General features: G+C 69.2%; 16 protein-coding genes. 8 read left to right on the top strand and 8 right to left on the bottom strand.

The features are described from left to right. Window positions 1–247: 247 nt before the first annotated feature. Complete coding sequence (locus ACFV9C_RS13930; protein WP_380193561.1) at window positions 248–784, top strand: GNAT family N-acetyltransferase; 537 nt, start codon at window positions 248–250, stop codon at window positions 782–784. Between the two features lie 57 nt (window positions 785–841). On the opposite strand, the gene ACFV9C_RS13935 is transcribed toward ACFV9C_RS13930, so the two are convergent. The 5 genes from ACFV9C_RS13935 to ACFV9C_RS13955 all read right to left on the bottom strand — a co-directional run bounded on the left by ACFV9C_RS13935 (window position 842) and on the right by ACFV9C_RS13955 (window position 4,478). Continuing rightward, window positions 842–1,291, bottom strand: a complete 450-nt coding sequence (locus tag ACFV9C_RS13935; RefSeq protein WP_380193563.1) for an NUDIX hydrolase — start codon at window positions 1,289–1,291, stop codon at window positions 842–844. Next, window positions 1,292–2,248 (bottom strand): threonine/serine dehydratase, encoded by a 957-nt coding sequence (locus tag ACFV9C_RS13940; RefSeq protein ID WP_380193565.1) that lies wholly within the window; start codon window positions 2,246–2,248, stop codon window positions 1,292–1,294. Between the two features lie 52 nt (window positions 2,249–2,300). Then, the gene (locus ACFV9C_RS13945; RefSeq protein WP_380193567.1) at window positions 2,301–2,876 is read right to left on the bottom strand and encodes a nucleotidyltransferase domain-containing protein; all 576 of its coding nucleotides are present in this window, start codon (window positions 2,874–2,876) and stop codon (window positions 2,301–2,303) included. Between the two features lie 167 nt (window positions 2,877–3,043). Continuing rightward, the gene (locus ACFV9C_RS13950; protein ID WP_380193568.1) at window positions 3,044–3,835 is read right to left on the bottom strand and encodes an alpha/beta fold hydrolase; all 792 of its coding nucleotides are present in this window, start codon (window positions 3,833–3,835) and stop codon (window positions 3,044–3,046) included. A 316-nt stretch (window positions 3,836–4,151) separates the two neighbouring features. Beyond that, the gene (locus ACFV9C_RS13955) at window positions 4,152–4,478 is read right to left on the bottom strand and encodes a VOC family protein (RefSeq protein WP_380193570.1); all 327 of its coding nucleotides are present in this window, start codon (window positions 4,476–4,478) and stop codon (window positions 4,152–4,154) included. 94 nt (window positions 4,479–4,572) lie between these two features. Between ACFV9C_RS13955 and ACFV9C_RS13960 the strand changes: the two genes are divergently transcribed. From ACFV9C_RS13960 to ACFV9C_RS13970, 3 genes are all read left to right on the top strand, one after another. After that, window positions 4,573–5,628, top strand: coding sequence for a hypothetical protein (locus tag ACFV9C_RS13960; RefSeq protein WP_380193572.1), 1,056 nt, complete (start codon window positions 4,573–4,575; stop codon window positions 5,626–5,628). A gap of 145 nt (window positions 5,629–5,773) precedes the next feature. After that, complete coding sequence (glmU, locus tag ACFV9C_RS13965; RefSeq protein WP_380193574.1) at window positions 5,774–7,225, top strand: bifunctional UDP-N-acetylglucosamine diphosphorylase/glucosamine-1-phosphate N-acetyltransferase GlmU; 1,452 nt, start codon at window positions 5,774–5,776, stop codon at window positions 7,223–7,225. 26 nt (window positions 7,226–7,251) lie between these two features. After that, on the top strand, window positions 7,252–8,232 hold the full coding sequence (locus tag ACFV9C_RS13970) for a ribose-phosphate diphosphokinase (RefSeq protein WP_380193576.1): 981 nt from the start codon (window positions 7,252–7,254) through the stop codon (window positions 8,230–8,232). A gap of 51 nt (window positions 8,233–8,283) precedes the next feature. On the opposite strand, the gene ACFV9C_RS13975 is transcribed toward ACFV9C_RS13970, so the two are convergent. Beyond that, window positions 8,284–8,769, bottom strand: coding sequence for a hypothetical protein (locus ACFV9C_RS13975; protein ID WP_380193578.1), 486 nt, complete (start codon window positions 8,767–8,769; stop codon window positions 8,284–8,286). Window positions 8,770–8,901: 132 nt separating this feature from the next. On the opposite strand from ACFV9C_RS13975, the gene ACFV9C_RS13980 reads away from it, so the two are divergent. Further along, window positions 8,902–9,663, top strand: a complete 762-nt coding sequence (locus ACFV9C_RS13980; RefSeq protein ID WP_380193579.1) for an NAD(P)-binding domain-containing protein — start codon at window positions 8,902–8,904, stop codon at window positions 9,661–9,663. Here ACFV9C_RS13980 and ACFV9C_RS13985 read toward each other — a convergent pair. Beyond that, window positions 9,656–9,994 (bottom strand): hypothetical protein, encoded by a 339-nt coding sequence (locus tag ACFV9C_RS13985; protein ID WP_380193581.1) that lies wholly within the window; start codon window positions 9,992–9,994, stop codon window positions 9,656–9,658. The genes ACFV9C_RS13980 and ACFV9C_RS13985 overlap by 8 nt on opposite strands. Before the next feature lie 164 nt (window positions 9,995–10,158). Further along, window positions 10,159–10,833 carry a hypothetical protein gene (locus tag ACFV9C_RS13990; protein ID WP_380193583.1) on the bottom strand — a complete coding sequence of 225 codons (675 nt, stop codon included), beginning with the start codon at window positions 10,831–10,833 and terminating at the stop codon, window positions 10,159–10,161. Window positions 10,834–11,118: 285 nt separating this feature from the next. Here ACFV9C_RS13990 and ACFV9C_RS13995 point away from each other — a divergent pair, with 285 nt between their 5' ends. From ACFV9C_RS13995 to mfd, 3 genes are read left to right on the top strand one after another with little or no spacing between them, the layout of a single operon-like run. Continuing rightward, complete coding sequence (locus ACFV9C_RS13995; protein WP_380193585.1) at window positions 11,119–11,736, top strand: 50S ribosomal protein L25/general stress protein Ctc; 618 nt, start codon at window positions 11,119–11,121, stop codon at window positions 11,734–11,736. Between the two features lie 49 nt (window positions 11,737–11,785). Next, on the top strand, window positions 11,786–12,361 hold the full coding sequence (pth, locus tag ACFV9C_RS14000) for an aminoacyl-tRNA hydrolase (protein ID WP_380193586.1): 576 nt from the start codon (window positions 11,786–11,788) through the stop codon (window positions 12,359–12,361). After that, complete coding sequence (gene mfd / locus ACFV9C_RS14005; RefSeq protein ID WP_380193588.1) at window positions 12,358–15,987, top strand: transcription-repair coupling factor; 3,630 nt, start codon at window positions 12,358–12,360, stop codon at window positions 15,985–15,987. The genes pth and mfd overlap by 4 nt, the downstream gene beginning before the upstream one ends. Window positions 15,988–16,000: the final 13 nt, after the last annotated feature.

The following is a 16,000-nucleotide window of genomic DNA, read 5'->3' on the forward strand; positions in this document are numbered from 1 at the left end:
TCATCGGTCACCACCAGCACAGCCTTCGGCCGACCCGTCCTCGCCATCCAGCAACCCTACAACTTAAAACACGAATTCCTGACTCAGGACACTAGCTGCCTGAGAGGGTTTTCTTGAAGAAGATTGCGGAGTCTTCGTAGGACAGGGCTGGGCGGGTGCGGATCTGCTGGTCGGGCACGGGCCAAGTCTCACAGGTGAGGCCGCGAAATCTGGTGCGAGGCGGCGGATGGGTCTCTATTGTCCGGGCATGGAGCTTCGGGAAGAGCGGGTAGGAGACCGGCAGGCTGTGCGGGACGTTCAGCTGCGGGCGTTCGGTGATCACGGGGATGTCGTGGCCGAGCTTGTCGACAGTTTGCGGGATGTCGTCGGGCTGTCGCTGGTGGCGGAGCAGGAGGGTCAGGTCGTCGGGCATGTCATGTTCACCCGGAGTCTGCTCGATGCTCCGCGGCGGCTGGTCGACGTACTGGTGCTCAGTCCGCTGGGTGTGTTGCCCGACTTCCACCGGCGTGGTGTGGGTTCCGCGCTCGTGCGGCGGGGGTTGGAGACTCTTGCCGAGCGGTCGGTTCCGCTCGTCTTCCTGGAGGGCGACCCGGGCTACTACTCGCGCTTCGGCTTCGCGCCCGGTGCCGAGCTGGGGTTCCGGAAGCCGTCGCTGCGGATCCCGGACGGTGCGTTCCAGGCGTTCAAGTTGCCGGCGTACGAGCCCTGGATGACCGGAACGCTGGTGTACGCGGAGCAGTTCTGGCGGCACGACGCGGTCGGCCTCCGCACTCCCGACGCATGATCGTTCGGCGGACGTCGCGAGTCTGTCCGTAGGTTCCTGGTGTACGACGAGGTGCGGTTATGGACGGATGCTGTGGATGCCGTTGGTGAGCAGGGTGGTCAGTAGGCGGCAGAGGTTGGGTGGGAAGACCGTGTCGCGGGTGGCTTCGAGTTCGGGGGCGGACCACCAGCGGAAGGCGATGATGGTCCGGGCTTCGTACGCGCTCAGCTCGGCGGGCACTGGGTCGAAGTGCTCGACGCGGTGCAGCAGCCATTCTTCGTGTACGTCGTACCGCTGGTCCTCGTACTCGTACGTGTGATCGCGCCACCAGACCTGCGTACCGACGGGAAGATCACGGAGCCCCGTCTCCTCGTACGCCTCGCGGGCCGCCGCCTGCTGGAGGGATTCGCCGGGCTCGATGCCGCCGCCGACCGGGTACCAGTAGGTGGCGTCCGCGTTGCGTGACTGGATCAGGAGGAGCCGGTCGTCGGGGTCGAGCAGGAGGAGTTTGACTGCTTGCCGCACCATTCAGATCCAGCTCCGGTACTTGGCCTGGTCGACGTTGCTGCCGCAGATGATCGTGGTCACCGGGCGGCCGGCGAAGCGGGCCGGGTCTTCGAGGATCGCGGCGATGCCGAGCGCGGCGGACGGCTCGACGATCAGGCCGGCGTGGTCGTGGAGCAGGCGGATCGCGGTGACGATGGAGGATTCCTCGACGAGTACGGCGTCGTCCGCGACCTGCAGCAGGTCCTCGAGTACTTCGGGGATCGGGTACCGACCGGCGACGCCGTCAGCGATCGTGATCGCGGTCTCGGTGCTGATCACGCGGCGCGCGTGCCAGGAGCGGGTCAGCGCGGGCGCGCCGTACGGCTGCACGCAGACGACCTCGACGTACGGCGTGAGCGTCTTCAGCACGTAGCCGATCCCGGTCGCCATCGCGCCACCGCCGAGGGCGACCAGTACGACGGGCCGGTCATCACTGAAGGAGTCGACGAGTTCGAGGGCGATGGTGGCGGCGCCTTCGCAGGTCTCCAGGTCGAGGCTGTCCTCCAGGAGGCGGATGCCGTCGTACTGCGCGATCGCGGCGGCGCGTTCACGGGCGAGTTCGTGGTCGCCGTCGACGAGCTCGAGGGTGGCGCCGAGGGCGCGGATGCGGTCGAGTTTGACGGGCGTTGCGAAGCGGGACGCGACAACGGTGACGTCGAGATCGCGGTGCCGACCGGACCACGCGAGCGCCTGCCCGAGATTGCCCGCGCTGGCACACACCACGGCCCGGGAATCGCTGCGGGCCAGCTGATCCGCGACCAGCTCGGTGCCACGACCTTTGAAGCTCCGCACCGGGTTCGCGGTCTCGAGCTTGATGTTCAGCGAACAACCGAGCACCGGCTCGAGCGCCTCGCACCTGTACAGCGGACTGTCCAGAAACACCGGATCGATCACCCGCCGCGCCGCCCGAATCCGCTCCATGCCGAGCCGCGTCTCCATGACCGCAGCCTAGGCGGTGGCGCCCGCGATCCCCGGGCGCCACCGCACGTTCCTATTGCGTCAGCTCAGGCAGCCACGCATGCTCCGGGTAGCGCGGGGCGATGTGGTTGTGGAGCCACGTACGGCGTGATGGGTCGAGGAGAGCAGCGACGTCGTGGAAGTCGGCGGTGTCCTTGGTGCGGTCGGAGCGGGACTTGAAGAGGAGCGCGATCTCCGGTGCCAGGTACGGGATTCCGTCCCGGGTGAGGGTGATGTCGTCGAGCGGTTCGCGGATGGTGCCGCGGCCGCGGTGGTAGACCCAGTCGTCGCCGTCGGAGGCCGCGAGGATGATGCGGACCGGGGACGGGAACAGGTCGTCGGGGAACGCCAGTACGTCGGGCCCGGGGGTGAGCGTCTCGCCCGGAACCCACGGTCGCTGGGCTCCGGTGTTCGGGTTCTCGACGGCTGGGCGGGGACCGGTGAAGGTGGCCGCGACCAGGTCGAGGTCGCGGGCCAGGACGAGTACGTCGACGTCGGTGTGCTCGCGACGTACCCGATCCGCGAACAGGTCGAGCGCCCACCCGCCGGCGATCCAGTAGCGGCCGGGGTAGGCGGCGAAGTACGCGTGGACGGCGTTCAGAGAATGCATTGCGGGACTCCCTCGGATGAGGTCGGATGCGGTGAGCCCCGGTGAGAGTCAGAGCCGCCGAGCTTCTCAAGGCGGCACCGCGCATGAGCTGCGCATAGAACCACCTCCTCCTCGCTCTGACACTCGACCCACGAGGCTAGCCGCGCCACGGCTCACCGCACCCGACTTCAGCCGGCGAGGAAGGTGCGGAGGTGGTTGGACCAGGTTTCGGGCTGTTCGAAGTGGCACATGTGGGCGGTGTTGGGGATTACCTGGAGTTGGCTGGGGACTGCCTGGTGGAGGCGGTGGGCCAGTTGGACGGGGAAGCCCATGTCCTTCTCGCCGTGGAGGATCAGGATCGGGCGGGCGAAGTCGCGGAGGATCTGTTCCGGGTCGCGGGTGATCCATTCCTTGGTGTGTTCCTCGGACCAGTCGCCTAGGTCGGGGCTCAGTAGCTGCAGGTACTCCGGGGCGCGGTCGAGGTCCCACACGAAGACCGTGGAGTTGCGGAGTACGCCGTTCGCCTCGTCTTCGATGCGCCGGCGCCGTTGGTACTCGGGCCAGTCCGCCAAGTACGGCGCCGCGTCTTTCAGTGGGTACGCCGACGTCGACGCGAGCACCAGGCGCCGTACCTGGTCCGGATGTACGTCGACGAACTGCATCGCGGCTCGGCCGCCCGTCGAGAACCCGACCAGGTCGACCTCGCCGAGCCCGAGTCGCTCGATCAGCCGGGACGTGTCGCGGACGACGTACTCCGGCTGTAACTCGTCCACCGGCAACCCGCGGCTGCTCCGCCCGCACCCGCGGAAGTCGAACATCACCACGTGGTGATCCCGCGCCAACGGCTCGAACCCCGGCACCAGATACCCGTGCCCGACATCCGGCCCACCGTGCAACACCACCACAGAAGGCTCCGCCCGACGCCGCCCGAGCTCCCGCACGTACAACGTCACGTCCCCGAGATCCACCAACTCGCCCATCCACCAACCCTCCCAGCCCCCACCGACAGATGTACGCGCTGGCCCAAGGAAGTGTCGGCGTGAAAACCAACAGGACGTACACCCCCACAACACCCTCCACAGACCCCGCCTGAGCCTGCACGGAACAGGCCACAGACCAACACGTCCTGTCGAAATTAACGCGCCTGCCCCGAGGCAGTAGGGCTAGTCGGCAGCGAGGAGCGGACCCGGGACTGCGTATTGGAGGTCGTGGAGGCCCTGGCGCAGGTCGAGCCGCCCGACAGCTATCTCCCGCTGGCCGCGAAGCTTTTCAATGCGCCCGAGGTCGCCGAGTTGCTCACGCGATGACGCAGAAGACTGTGCCGTCAGGTGCTTTCAGGACGACGAAGTCGGCGTCCGGTGGGTAGGTCCACTCGATGCGCTCGGCGCCGAGTGCGATCAGCCGCTCCACCTCGGCGTCCTGCGTCGTGCCGTCGACCCACAGGTCCAGATGCGTACGGTCGGTCTCGTCGAGATGGAGCCGGGTCGGCCGCGCGGTCGCGGGTGGGAGCAGGAAGTCGGGGTTGCCGGCCTGCGCGGTGAAGCCGAGGGCCTCGCGCCAGAACTCGGCCGCGGGGCCGTTGGCGGGGACGTTCAGGACGATCGCTCCGAGGGTGAGTGCCATGGTTCCCAGGTTGGCAGAGATCCGGGTGTAACGCGGGCCGGCCGCCACGGCGTCGGGAGGGGTGTACGCACACACTGACTCGGAGGGGATCTCAGTGAAACTGCTCGTGGCAACCACAGCCCTGCTCGCGATCACGGCCGCACCGGCGGCCGCCGGTCCGTTGCAGTGGGCAACGACACCGACGCATCGGCAGCCCGCCACGTTGAACGACGTGGCGACCGGCGCCGGCGGGACCTGGGCCGTCGGCGGCGACCAGGTGCAGGACTTCCAGGACCAGCGCCCGCTGGCGATGCGCTGGGACGGCAAGACCTGGAAGGCGACCGCGCAGCCGGTGAAGACGAACGCGGTCCTGGAAAGCGTTGCGGTCGGTACGGCGAAGAACGTCTGGGCGGTCGGCGAGGACCGGGCGAACCCGGACAAGCCGAAGCCGCTCGCGATGCACTGGAACGGTACGAAATGGCAGGTCGTGAAGCCGCCCGCCGTACCGACAGGCTCGTTCGACGACGTCGTACTCGCCCCGGACGCGTCGGCGTGGGTGACCGGCTGGGCGAACGTCGGCGGGAAGGAACGGGCCGTCGTCTACCGGTACGCCGCCGGCAAGTGGCAGGCGCTCAACACCGGGCTCGACACGTCCATCAACGGCAACGTGCTGTCCGTACTGTCCGCGAAGAACGCCTGGCTCGGCCTGAACGCCGGGCTCGCGCACTTCGACGGCAAGCGCTGGACGCTGGTGAAGGATCTGCCGACCGACGGCTCCCAGATCCCGACCGGTGTCGCCGCCGCCGGCCCGAAGAACATCTGGCTCGTCGGCGTCCAGTACCTGTCCGGCATCAAGCCGCTCGCGATGCACTACAACGGCACGAAGTGGACCAAGGTGGCCGCGCCCACCGGCATGGCCCAGCTGTACGGCGTCGCGCTCCGCAACAACAGCCCGGTCGCGGTCGGCGAACGCTTCGAGGGCCCGAACCAGACCGCGAAGCCGTACGTCCTGCAGCTGAGCGGCACGAAGTTCGTCCCGGCGCCCGCGCCGAAGGTCGCCACCGGGACCCTGACGGCCGTCTCCGTCGCGAAGGACCGCACCTGGGCGGTCGGCATGACAGCCACCTCCACGACCGCTCCGTTCGCCGCGCTGGCCGCCTACACGCGGTAACTGAGTGTTCGGGGCGTGAGATCGCTCTCGCCCGGGGCGGGGGAAGGCAGTTCTGGAGAGCAAGTAGGCTTGCGCGGGCGCTGTTTCGGGTGCCCGTGCTGATACTGGTTGAAAGAACTCGCAGGGAACTCGAGGAGAAGACCGCGTGACTTCCCATCGCCCCGCGGCGGTCGTGATCATGGCCGCCGGGCTCGGAACCCGGATGAAATCGGCGACCCCGAAGGTGTTGCACGAGATCGGCGGGCGCAGTCTCGTCGGTCACGCCGTGCTGACCGCCCGGGCGCTCACCCCCGAACACCTCGTGGTCGTGGTCGGCAACGGCCGCGAACTGGTCGAGGAGCACCTGAAGATCGTCGACCCGGAGGCGCGGACCGCCGTCCAGGAGCAGCAGCTGGGTACGGGCGACGCCGTACGCGCGGGTCTGACCGCCGTACCGGAGAGCTTCGACGGCTCCGTGATCGTCACGTCGGGTGACGTCCCGCTGCTGGAGGCGGAGACGCTGCACGAGCTGGTCGCCGCGCACGACAAGGACGGGAACGCCGTCACCGTGCTGACCGCGCGGGTCCCGGACCCGACCGGGTACGGGCGGATCGTGCTCGCCGCGGACGGTACCGTCGCCGCGATCGTCGAGCACAAGGACGCGACCCCGGAGCAGCGGGCGATCGACGAGATCAACGCCGGCATCTACGTCTTCGATGCGGCTACGCTGCGTGACGGTCTGAGCCGGCTGACCACGGACAACGCGCAGGGCGAGCTGTACCTGACCGACGTCCTCGGCATCGCCCGGAACGACGGCAAGCGGGTCGGTTCGCACGTCACCGACGACGCGATGCAGACCGAGGGCGTGAACGACCGCGTCCAGCTCGCTACGCTCCGCGCCGAGCTGAACCGCCGTACGCTCACCAAGCACATGCGCGAAGGCGTCACGATCGTCGACCCGAACACCACCTGGGTCGACCAGACCGTCGACCTGGCCCGCGACGTCACGCTGCTGCCGAACACCCAGCTGCACGGCGCGACCGTGGTCGGCAGCGGTACGACGATCGGCCCGGACACCACGCTCACCGACGTCGAGATCGGCGAGGGCGCCACGGTCATCCGGACCCACGGGTCACTCGCGGTGATCGGCGACGGCGCGTCCGTCGGCCCGTTCGCGTACCTGCGGCCGGGCACCAAGCTCGGCGTGAAGGGCAAGATCGGCACGTTCGTCGAGACCAAGAACTCCACCATCGGCGACGGCGCCAAGGTCCCGCACCTGACGTACGCCGGGGACGCGACCATCGGCGAGGGCGCGAACATCGGCGCCGGCACGATCTTCGCGAACTACGACGGCGTCGCGAAGCACCCCACGCACGTCGGCAAGTACTCGTTCATCGGCAGCAACTCGGTCCTGGTCGCGCCGCGGACGATCGCCGACGGCGCGTACCTGGCGGCCGGTACGGCGCTCACCGAGGACGTCGGCCCGGGCGAGATCGCGGTCGCCCGCGGGCGGCAGCGCAACATCCAGGGCTGGGTCGCGCGGAAGCGGGCCGGGACCAAGACCGCAGCGGCTGCCGAGGCGGCGCTGGCCGAACAGGCCGGCGACGAGCAGTCCTGAACAGCAGAACAACGGGAGGCGCGGCGATGAGCGGGATGAAACGAACCACCGAGAAGAACCTGATGGTCTTCTCCGGCCGGGCGCATCCCGCGCTCGCCGAACAGGTCGCCGAGGAGCTCGGCAGCGGCCTGGTCCCGACCCAGGCGTACGACTTCGCCAACGGCGAGATCTACGTCCGGTTCGAGGAGTCGGTCCGGGGCAGCGATGCCTTCGTGATCCAGAGCCACACCTCGCCGATCAACGAGTGGATCATGGAGCAGCTGATCATGGTCGACGCGCTGAAGCGGGCGTCGGCCAAGCGGATCACGGTCGTGCTGCCGTTCTACGGGTACGCCCGGCAAGACAAGAAGCACCGCGGCCGGGAGCCGATCTCGGCCCGGCTGATGGCCGACCTGTTCAAGACCGCGGGCGCGAACCGGCTGATCTGCGTGGACCTGCACACCTCGCAGATCCAGGGCTTCTTCGACGGCCCGGTGGACCACCTGATGGCGCTGCCGATCCTCAGCGGCTACGTGGCCGAGAAGTACGGCGACCAGCAGCTGGCCGTGGTGTCGCCGGACGCCGGCCGGATCAAGGTCGCCGAGCAGTGGTCCGCGCGGCTGAACGGCGCGCCCCTGGCGTTCATCCACAAGACCCGCGACATCGACCGCCCGAACGAGACGGTCGCGAACCGGGTCGTCGGCGAGGTCAAGGGCCGGGTCTGCATCCTGGTCGACGACATGATCGACACCGCCGGCACGATCACCAAGGCCGCGGACGCGCTGTACGCCGAGGGCGCCGCCGGCGTGGTGATCGCAGCCACGCACGCGATCCTGTCCGGCCCCGCGGTCGACCGGCTGAAGAACTGCCAGGCCAGCGAGGTGATCGTCACGAACACCCTGCCGATCGCCGAGGACCGCCGCTTCGACAAGCTCACCGAGCTGTCGATCGCCCCACTGATCAGCCGCGCCATCCGCGAGGTCTTCGAAGACGGCTCAGTCACCAGCCTCTTCGACGGCCGCGCCTGAGCCGCGCACCCGGCGCCGTACCAGGCAGGTACGGCGCCGGACACGCCGAGGTCACGCAGTGATGCGGCGGCCGGTGACCGTCCCGGTGCCGGAGTCCACGACCTGGGTGTCACTCATCGGCGCGAAGACGGTGACCTGGTACTTCGCAGTCAGCGTCCCGTGCGACACCGAACCCCACGCCCGCACCCGGATCGTCGGCCCGACCGAGTTCGGGCCCTGGTCACCCGCCTGCCCGGTCCACATCGTCAGCCGGAACGACTTTCCCTCGGACGACCACGTGCCGGTGAACGGCGGGCCGGCCGGGCTGATGTCGTGCGACAGCACCACGCCGCCGCTGCTGAAACTCAGCACGAGCCGGACCTTGTCGGGAGACCCCGTGTCCTGGCGCACGCACATCCAGCTGCCCAGCAAGCCATTGCTGTTACCGCTGTCCGCCAGCGCCGGCGTTGCGGTGGCCAGACCTGCGACCGCCACCCCGCCTGCCGCGATCCCCGCACCCCTCAGCGCCTGACGGCGCCCGATTGCGTTCTCACTCATCAAACCCTCCCCCTGAGAGCCGCTGTTTCTTCAACGCTGCGCGCGGATCCGGCGCGTTGGCAACGGTTCGGCGCGGACGATCACTGACATAGATTTGGTGGTGACAGAACGGATCGACGATCGGACGCCCACATGCGGATCGCTGTGTTCCACCCCGGGGCGATGGGGTCGAAGTTGGCCGCTCAGCTGGTTGCGGCCGGCCACGAGGTGCGTTGGGTCCCGGACGGACGGAGTGCGGCCTCGAAGGCGCGGGCGGACGAGGCCGGTCTGATCGGTACGTCGTTCGCCGAGGCGGTCGGGCAGGCCGATGTCGTGCTCTGTTCGTGCGCCCCGCAAGGCGCCGTCGACATCGCGCGGCAGGTCGGGGGCGCGGGTTTCTCCGGCCTGTACGTCGAGGCGAATCCGCTGTCGCCGCGGTCGCTCCGCGTGGCGCGGGACGCCGTACCCGAGGCGACCTTCGTCGACGCCGGGGTGGTCGGGCCGCCGCCGGCCGGTGGGCCGAGCCCGACCCACCTGATGCTGTCCGGTACGGCGGCCGACGAGGTCGCGGCGTTGTGGGCCGGTACTGCGGTGACCCCGATGGTGGTCGGTACCGAACCGGGTGCGGCGAGCGCGGCGAAGTCGTCATACGCGCTCTACAACAAGGGCAAGGCGGCGCTTGCCGTGCTCGCGTTCCAGCTCGCCGAGAAGCACGGCGTGACCGACGCGCTCGTCGCCCAGCAGACCCGCGCCGACGGCGGCTCCCTGAAGGACCCGAACCTCCCCGACCAGCTCCGCGCGGTCGCCTGGCGCTGGGGCCCCGAGTTCGACGAACTCGCCGAAACCCTCGACAACGCCGGCCTCGACGGCGACGCCGCCCGCGCGCTGCGCCAAGTCTGGACCGGCCTCACCTGATCCCGTAGTCCTCGACCACGAACGGCGGGATCAGCTCGACGATCCGCCCGAACAGGTACGTCGCCTCGGACACCATCGGCGTGGTCCAGTACCCGAGACCCCACGTGACGAGCGTCCGTCTCACGATCCGCCAGGGCACGTGTTCGTAGTCGTCCACCAGCATCGCCATCATCCGCGGGTTCAGCACGGCGCTCGCGTACCGCCGATCGCCCGACTCGACCGTGAACAGCTGGTTGAACCGCGCGCTCTCGAACTCCTGGCTCGGCACCAACAGGTTCCTCGGCCCCACGGACAGCGGCGGCAGCTCGTACGGCAGGTCGTACGCGATCACGTGGCACTTCGCGGCCGTCGACGTACCGCTCGCCGCGTAGGTGAAGTCGACCGCCCGTACCCCGGACGCTGCGGTCGAAGAAGGTACGGCGGCGCCGTACGGACCGCACGTACAGCAGCATCAGCCGATCGCGACGAGGCCGAGGGCGACGAGTGTCGTGACCATCAGGAAACCGGTCTGCCGTAGTCGCGGAGGACGAATGGTGGGATCAGGTCGATCAGTTGGGTCATGGCCTGGAGGCGGGCGAAGACGTCGGGTACGACGAAGCTGCCGGTGCTCCAGGTCACGAACGCGTTGCCGGCGATGTGCCACTGGAGGCCTGGATTGCACAGAACGCACTCCATCATCCGCGGGTGCATGACGGCCGATCCGTAGCGATCGTCGAAGCAATCGACCCGGAACCGCTCGTTGAACTGCTGATTCTCCAGCTCCAGGCCATGGTGGCGCAGGGTCCGGAGCACGCCGGACTCGCGTCGCACGGTGAGCTGTGGCAGCGCGACCGGAAGGGTCAGTACGACCAGGTTTCCGGTCAGCGTCGACTGTGACTTGCCGTTGCTCACGACGTAGTTGTAGTCGAACACACGCATCCCGCGACCGTTCCACTGGCCGCCGCAGGTCTCGCCGAGTCGTCCGGGCTGGCCCGGGAACAGATGGTGGGCGACCCGGAGCAGCCATTGGTCCGGTGCCACCGGATACCACCTGGACGCAGACACCTGAGCGGCCCGCCACATCAGGAGGGCCCGGCGGCGGCGGTTGCCGCGCTCCACCAACGCAATCACGCCGGCGGCGATCAGCGCCAAGGGGAGCACCAGGCTGAGGACGGCCAGCGACGGGAACACCCTCGCAACGTACCCAGAACCGGCCGGAAACGGGTCACCTGGACGGCTGTCGTGCCGGGAGCAAAGTGGCGTTGAACGTCGGATTTCCCGTCTGGGCGGGCTCGTGGGTAGACTGTTTTGGTTGCCTCGGCGAGGGACGCCCCCCGAGAACTGTTGGGCGCGGCTCCGTGATCGACGCGGTGGTTCGTTGCCTGACGCCTTCTCCGGGGTCAGCAGGCGCCCGCTGAGGCCGCAGCCGAGTTATCCAGACAACAGATCACCGCAACGCTTTTGAGGAGTTCAGTCGTGGCCGAGGTCAAGATCCAAGCCGAATCGCGTACGGAGTTCGGCAAGGGTGCTGCCCGCCGAATCCGCCGGGACAACAAGGTTCCCGCTGTCCTCTACGGCCACGGCAGTGACCCCGTGCACATCACGCTGCCCGGTCACGACACCATGCTGGCCCTGAAGACCGCGAACGCCCTGCTGCTGATCGAGGTCGAGGGCGGCGAGCCCCACCTCGCGCTGCCGAAGCAGGTCCAGCGCGACCCGCTGAAGGGCACCATCGAGCACGTCGACCTGGTCATCGTCACGCGTGGCGAGAAGGTCCAGGTCGAGGTCGCCGTGCACCTCGAGGGCGAGGCCGTCTCGGACGCGCTGGTCGTCACCGAGCACGCGTCGATCCTGGTCGAGGCCGAGGCGACCCACATCCCGACCAGCATCGTGGTCTCGATCGAGGGCCTGGAGATCGGCGCGCAGATCCACGCGTCCGACCTGACCCTGCCGGCCGGCTCCACGCTGGCGATCGAGCCGGACACCCTGATCGTCAACGTCACCGCGCAGCCGACCGCCGAGCAGCTCGAGGGCGACACCGAGGGCGCCGAGGGCGAGACCGCCGCCGAGCCGGTGGCCGCCGCCGCCGAGTAGTCTGCCGGTCGGTAGCAGCACAGCCGAACTTTCTGGAGGGCCGGGATCCGTGGCGGACGACGTGTGGTTGGTCGTCGGACTGGGGAATCCCGGCCCTTCGTATGCCCGCACCCGGCACAACATCGGGCAGCTGGTCGCCGACGAGCTGGCCGCCCGGGCCGGGGCGAACTGGAAGCAGAGCAAGCAGGTCAAGGCCGAGGTGATCGAGACCCGGATCAGCGGCCTGCGGACGGTGCTGGCCAAGCCCCGTTCGTACATGAACGAGTCCGGCGGCCCGGTGTCCGGGCTGCTGAAGTTCTTCAAGCTGGATCCGGCGAACCTGGTCGTCGTGCACGACGAGCTGGACATCGACTTCGGCGTCCTGCGGTGCAAGTTCGGCGGCGGCGACAACGGCCACAACGGGCTGAAATCGCTGCGCAAATCGCTTGGCACCGGTGAGTACTATCGAGTCCGGTTCGGTGTGGGTCGTCCGCCGGGCCGGCAGGCGCCCGCCGACTTCGTCCTCAACGAGTTCTCCGCGGCCGAACGCAAGGACCTCCCGTTCGCCGTCGACCGGACCGCGGACGCCGTCGAGTCCCTGCTCACCGACGGCCTGGAGACAACCCAAGGGAAGTACAACTCGTGAAGCTGACCGGTCTGGTCGACACCCTGATCACCGATCCGGTGGTGTCCGAGGCCGTCCGGGACGCCCGTGCCGAGGGCGCCACGACCCTCGACCTGAGCGCGCCCGGCCCGGTGCGCCCGGTCCTGCTGGCCGCGATCGCCGCGGCCGGGAACGGCGCCGACCGCCCGGTGCTCGCCGTCACCGCCACGTTCCGCGAGGCCGAGGAGCTCACCGAGTCCCTCCAGTGCCTCGTCGAGGAGCCCGGCACGGTCGCCTACTACCCGGCCTGGGAGACCCTCCCGCACGAGCGCCTCAGCCCGCGGTCGGACACCGTCGGCCGGCGGCTCGCCGTACTGCGGCGGCTCGCGCACCCGGATCCGTCCGACGAGACGACCGGCCCGATCAAGATCCTGGTCGCGCCGGTCCGGTCGGTGCTGCAGCCGCAGGTCGCGGGCCTCGCGGACCTGAAGCCGGTGCAGCTGCACGTCGGCGACACGGCCGACCTCGAGGACGTCGTCGAGCGGCTGGCCGGGGCGGCGTACCACCGGGTCGACCTGGTCGAGCGGCGCGGCGAGTTCGCGGTCCGTGGCGGCATCATCGACGTGTTCCCGCCGACCGAGGAGCACCCGCTGCGGGTGGACTTCTTCGGCGACGACGTCGAGGAGATCCGGTACTTCGCGGTCGCCGACCAGCGGTCCCTGGAGATCGCCGAGCACGGCCTGTGGGCGCCGCCCTGCCGGGAGCTGCTGCTCACCGACGAGGTCCGCGCGCGGGCCGGCGTACTCGCGAAGGAACACCCGGAGCTGGCCGAGCTGTTCGAGAAGCTCGCCGAGGGTCACGCGGTCGAGGGCATGGAGTCGCTGGCGCCGGTGCTGGTCGACCACATGGAGCTGCTGGTCGACCTGATGCCGGCCGGTACGCACGTGGTCGTGAGCGACCCGGAGCGGGTCCGGGCCCGGGCGCACGACCTGGTCGCGACCAGCCAGGAGTTCCTGGAGGCGTCGTGGGCCGCGGCCGCGGGTGGCGGCGAGGCCCCGATCGACCTCGGCGCGGCGGCGTACATGTCGCTCGGCGACGTCCGTGCGCAGGCGCTGAGCAAGGGGCTCGCGTGGTGGAGCCTGTCGCCGTTCGCGGCGGCGCCGGCCGACGGGCCGGAGCTGCGGGACTCGATGGGCGAGCGGATCGCGTTCGACATCGACACCGAGTCCGGCGCGGTGACCAGCAGGATCCTCGCCGTCCGCGAGGTCGACCCGTACCGCGGTGAGACCGGCGCGGCCGCCGAGGACATCCGCGGCTGGCTGCGGGACGGCTGGCGGGTCGTCTGCGTCACCGAAGGACACGGTCCCGCGCAGCGGCTGGCCGAGGTGTTCTCCGAGGCGGAGCTGCCGGCCCGAGCGGTGGACGGCATCGAGGGTATCCCGGAGCCGGGCGTCGTGCTGATCTCGCAGGGGCAGCTCGAGCACGGGTTCATTGCCGAGGGCATCAAGTTCGCCGTACTCACCGAGAACGACCTGGCCGGGCAGCGGTCGGCGGCCGAACGGCGTTCCCAGCATCGGATGCCGTCGCGGCGGAAGAAGACGATCGACCCGCTGGAGCTGCAGCCCGGCGACTTCGTCGTGCACGAGCAGCACGGCGTCGGCCGGTACGTCGAGATGATGCAGCGGACCGTCGGCACCGGGTCGCAAAAGGCGACCCGCGAGTACGTCGTGATCGAGTTCGCGGCGAGCAAACGCGGCCAGCCCGGCGACCGGTTGTACGTGCCGACCGACCAGCTCGACCAGGTCACGCGGTACGTCGGCGGCGAACAGCCCACGTTGGACAAGATGGGCGGCGGCGACTGGGCCAAGCGCAAGGGCCGCGCCCGCAAGGCGGTCCGCCAGATCGCGGGCGAGCTGATCAAGCTGTACGCCGCGCGCCAGGCGACCAAGGGGCACGCGTTCGCCAAGGACACGCCGTGGCAGCGGGAGCTCGAGGACGCGTTCCCGTTCGTGGAGACGCCTGACCAGCTGTCCACCATCGACGACGTGAAGCACGACATGGAACGCGTCATGCCGATGGACCGGATCGTCTGCGGTGACGTCGGGTACGGCAAGACCGAGATCGCCGTCCGTGCGGCCTTCAAGGCGGTGCAGGACGGCAAGCAGGTCGCCGTACTGGTGCCGACGACGCTGCTCGTGCAGCAGCACTACGCGACGTTCGCCGAGCGGTACGCCGCGTTCCCGGTGAACGTGGCACCGCTGTCGCGGTTCCAGACCGACAAGGAGGCGAAGGCCACCGTCGACGGTCTCGCCGACGGGTCGATCGACGTGGTGATCGGCACGCACCGGCTGTTCAGCGGCGAGGTCGCGTTCAAGGACCTCGGCCTGGTGATCGTCGACGAGGAGCAGCGGTTCGGCGTCGAGCACAAGGAGCAGCTGAAGCGTCTCCGGACGGCCGTCGACGTTCTGACGATGTCCGCGACGCCGATCCCGCGGACGCTGGAGATGTCGATCACCGGCATCCGCGAGATGTCCACGATCGCCACCCCGCCGGAGGAACGGCACCCGGTGCTGACGTTCGTCGGCGCGTACGACGAGCACCAGGTGACCGCCGCGATCCGGCGGGAACTGCTCCGTGAGGGCCAGGTCTTCGTTGTCCACAACCGGGTGAACACGATCGAGAAGGCGGCCGCGCGGATCCGTCAGCTCGTGCCCGAGGCGCGGGTGTCGGTCGCGCACGGCCAGATGAACGAGCACACGCTGGAGAACGTGATCCAGGGCTTCTGGGAGAAGCAGTCCGACGTCATCGTGTGTACGACGATCGTCGAGTCCGGGATCGACATCTCGAACGCGAACACGATGATCGTCGAGCGCTCCGACCTGCTCGGCCTGTCCCAGCTGCACCAGCTCCGCGGGCGGGTCGGCCGGGGCCGGGAGCGGGCGTACGCGTACTTCTTCTTCCCGCCGGAGAAGCCGCTCACCGAGACCGCCCACGACCGGCTCGCGACGATCGCGCAGCACGCCGATCTCGGCGGCGGGATGGCGGTCGCGATGAAGGACCTGGAGATCCGCGGCGCCGGCAACCTGCTCGGCGGCGAGCAGTCCGGGCACATCGCGGACGTCGGCTTCGACCTGTACGTCCGGCTCGTCGGCGAGGCGGTCGCGGAGTACCGCGGCGACACCCAGGCGGAGGAGCCCGAGGTCAAGATCGAGCTCCCGATCGACGCGCACCTGCCGCACGACTACGTCCCGTCGCAGCGGCTGCGGCTGGAGATGTACCAGCGGCTGGCCGCCGTACGGGATTCCGACGGCATCGCGGAGCTCGTCGAGGAGTTGCACGACCGGTACGGCGAGATCCCGCAGCCGGTGCTGAACCTGATCGAGGTGGCGAAGTTCCGCAACCACGCCCGCCGGGCGGGGCTGCACGACGTCACGCTGCAGGGGAACCTGATCCGGTTCGGGCCGGTCGAGCTGCCCGACTCGAAGGTGCTGCGGCTGAACAGGCTGTACCCGAAGAGTCTGGTGAAGCCGCAGTTGCATACCATTCTGGTGCCGAGGCCTGCCACCAGGCAGATCGGCGGGCAGCCGCTGCGCGACCAGGAGCTGCTGCAGTGGTGCACCCGGTTGATCGACGACGTGATCGCCGAACCTATTGTGGTGCCGGCGTAGACCTTTAGTGAGA

Origin of the sequence: Kribbella sp. NPDC059898, from assembly GCF_042730855.1 — a bacterium.
GTDB lineage: Bacteria > Actinomycetota > Actinomycetes > Propionibacteriales > Kribbellaceae > Kribbella.

Coding starts and splice junctions, on each gene's coding strand:
- ACFV9C_RS13930 (WP_380193561.1), top strand. CDS start 248: ATGGAGCTTCGGGAAGAGCGGGTAGGAGACCGGCAGGCTGTGCGGGAC.
- ACFV9C_RS13935 (WP_380193563.1), bottom strand. CDS start 1,291: ATGGTGCGGCAAGCAGTCAAACTCCTCCTGCTCGACCCCGACGACCGG.
- ACFV9C_RS13940 (WP_380193565.1), bottom strand. CDS start 2,248: ATGGAGACGCGGCTCGGCATGGAGCGGATTCGGGCGGCGCGGCGGGTG.
- ACFV9C_RS13945 (WP_380193567.1), bottom strand. CDS start 2,876: ATGCATTCTCTGAACGCCGTCCACGCGTACTTCGCCGCCTACCCCGGC.
- ACFV9C_RS13950 (WP_380193568.1), bottom strand. CDS start 3,835: ATGGGCGAGTTGGTGGATCTCGGGGACGTGACGTTGTACGTGCGGGAG.
- ACFV9C_RS13955 (WP_380193570.1), bottom strand. CDS start 4,478: ATGGCACTCACCCTCGGAGCGATCGTCCTGAACGTCCCCGCCAACGGC.
- ACFV9C_RS13970 (WP_380193576.1), top strand. CDS start 7,252: ATGAGCGGGATGAAACGAACCACCGAGAAGAACCTGATGGTCTTCTCC.
- ACFV9C_RS13975 (WP_380193578.1), bottom strand. CDS start 8,769: ATGAGTGAGAACGCAATCGGGCGCCGTCAGGCGCTGAGGGGTGCGGGG.
- ACFV9C_RS13980 (WP_380193579.1), top strand. CDS start 8,902: ATGCGGATCGCTGTGTTCCACCCCGGGGCGATGGGGTCGAAGTTGGCC.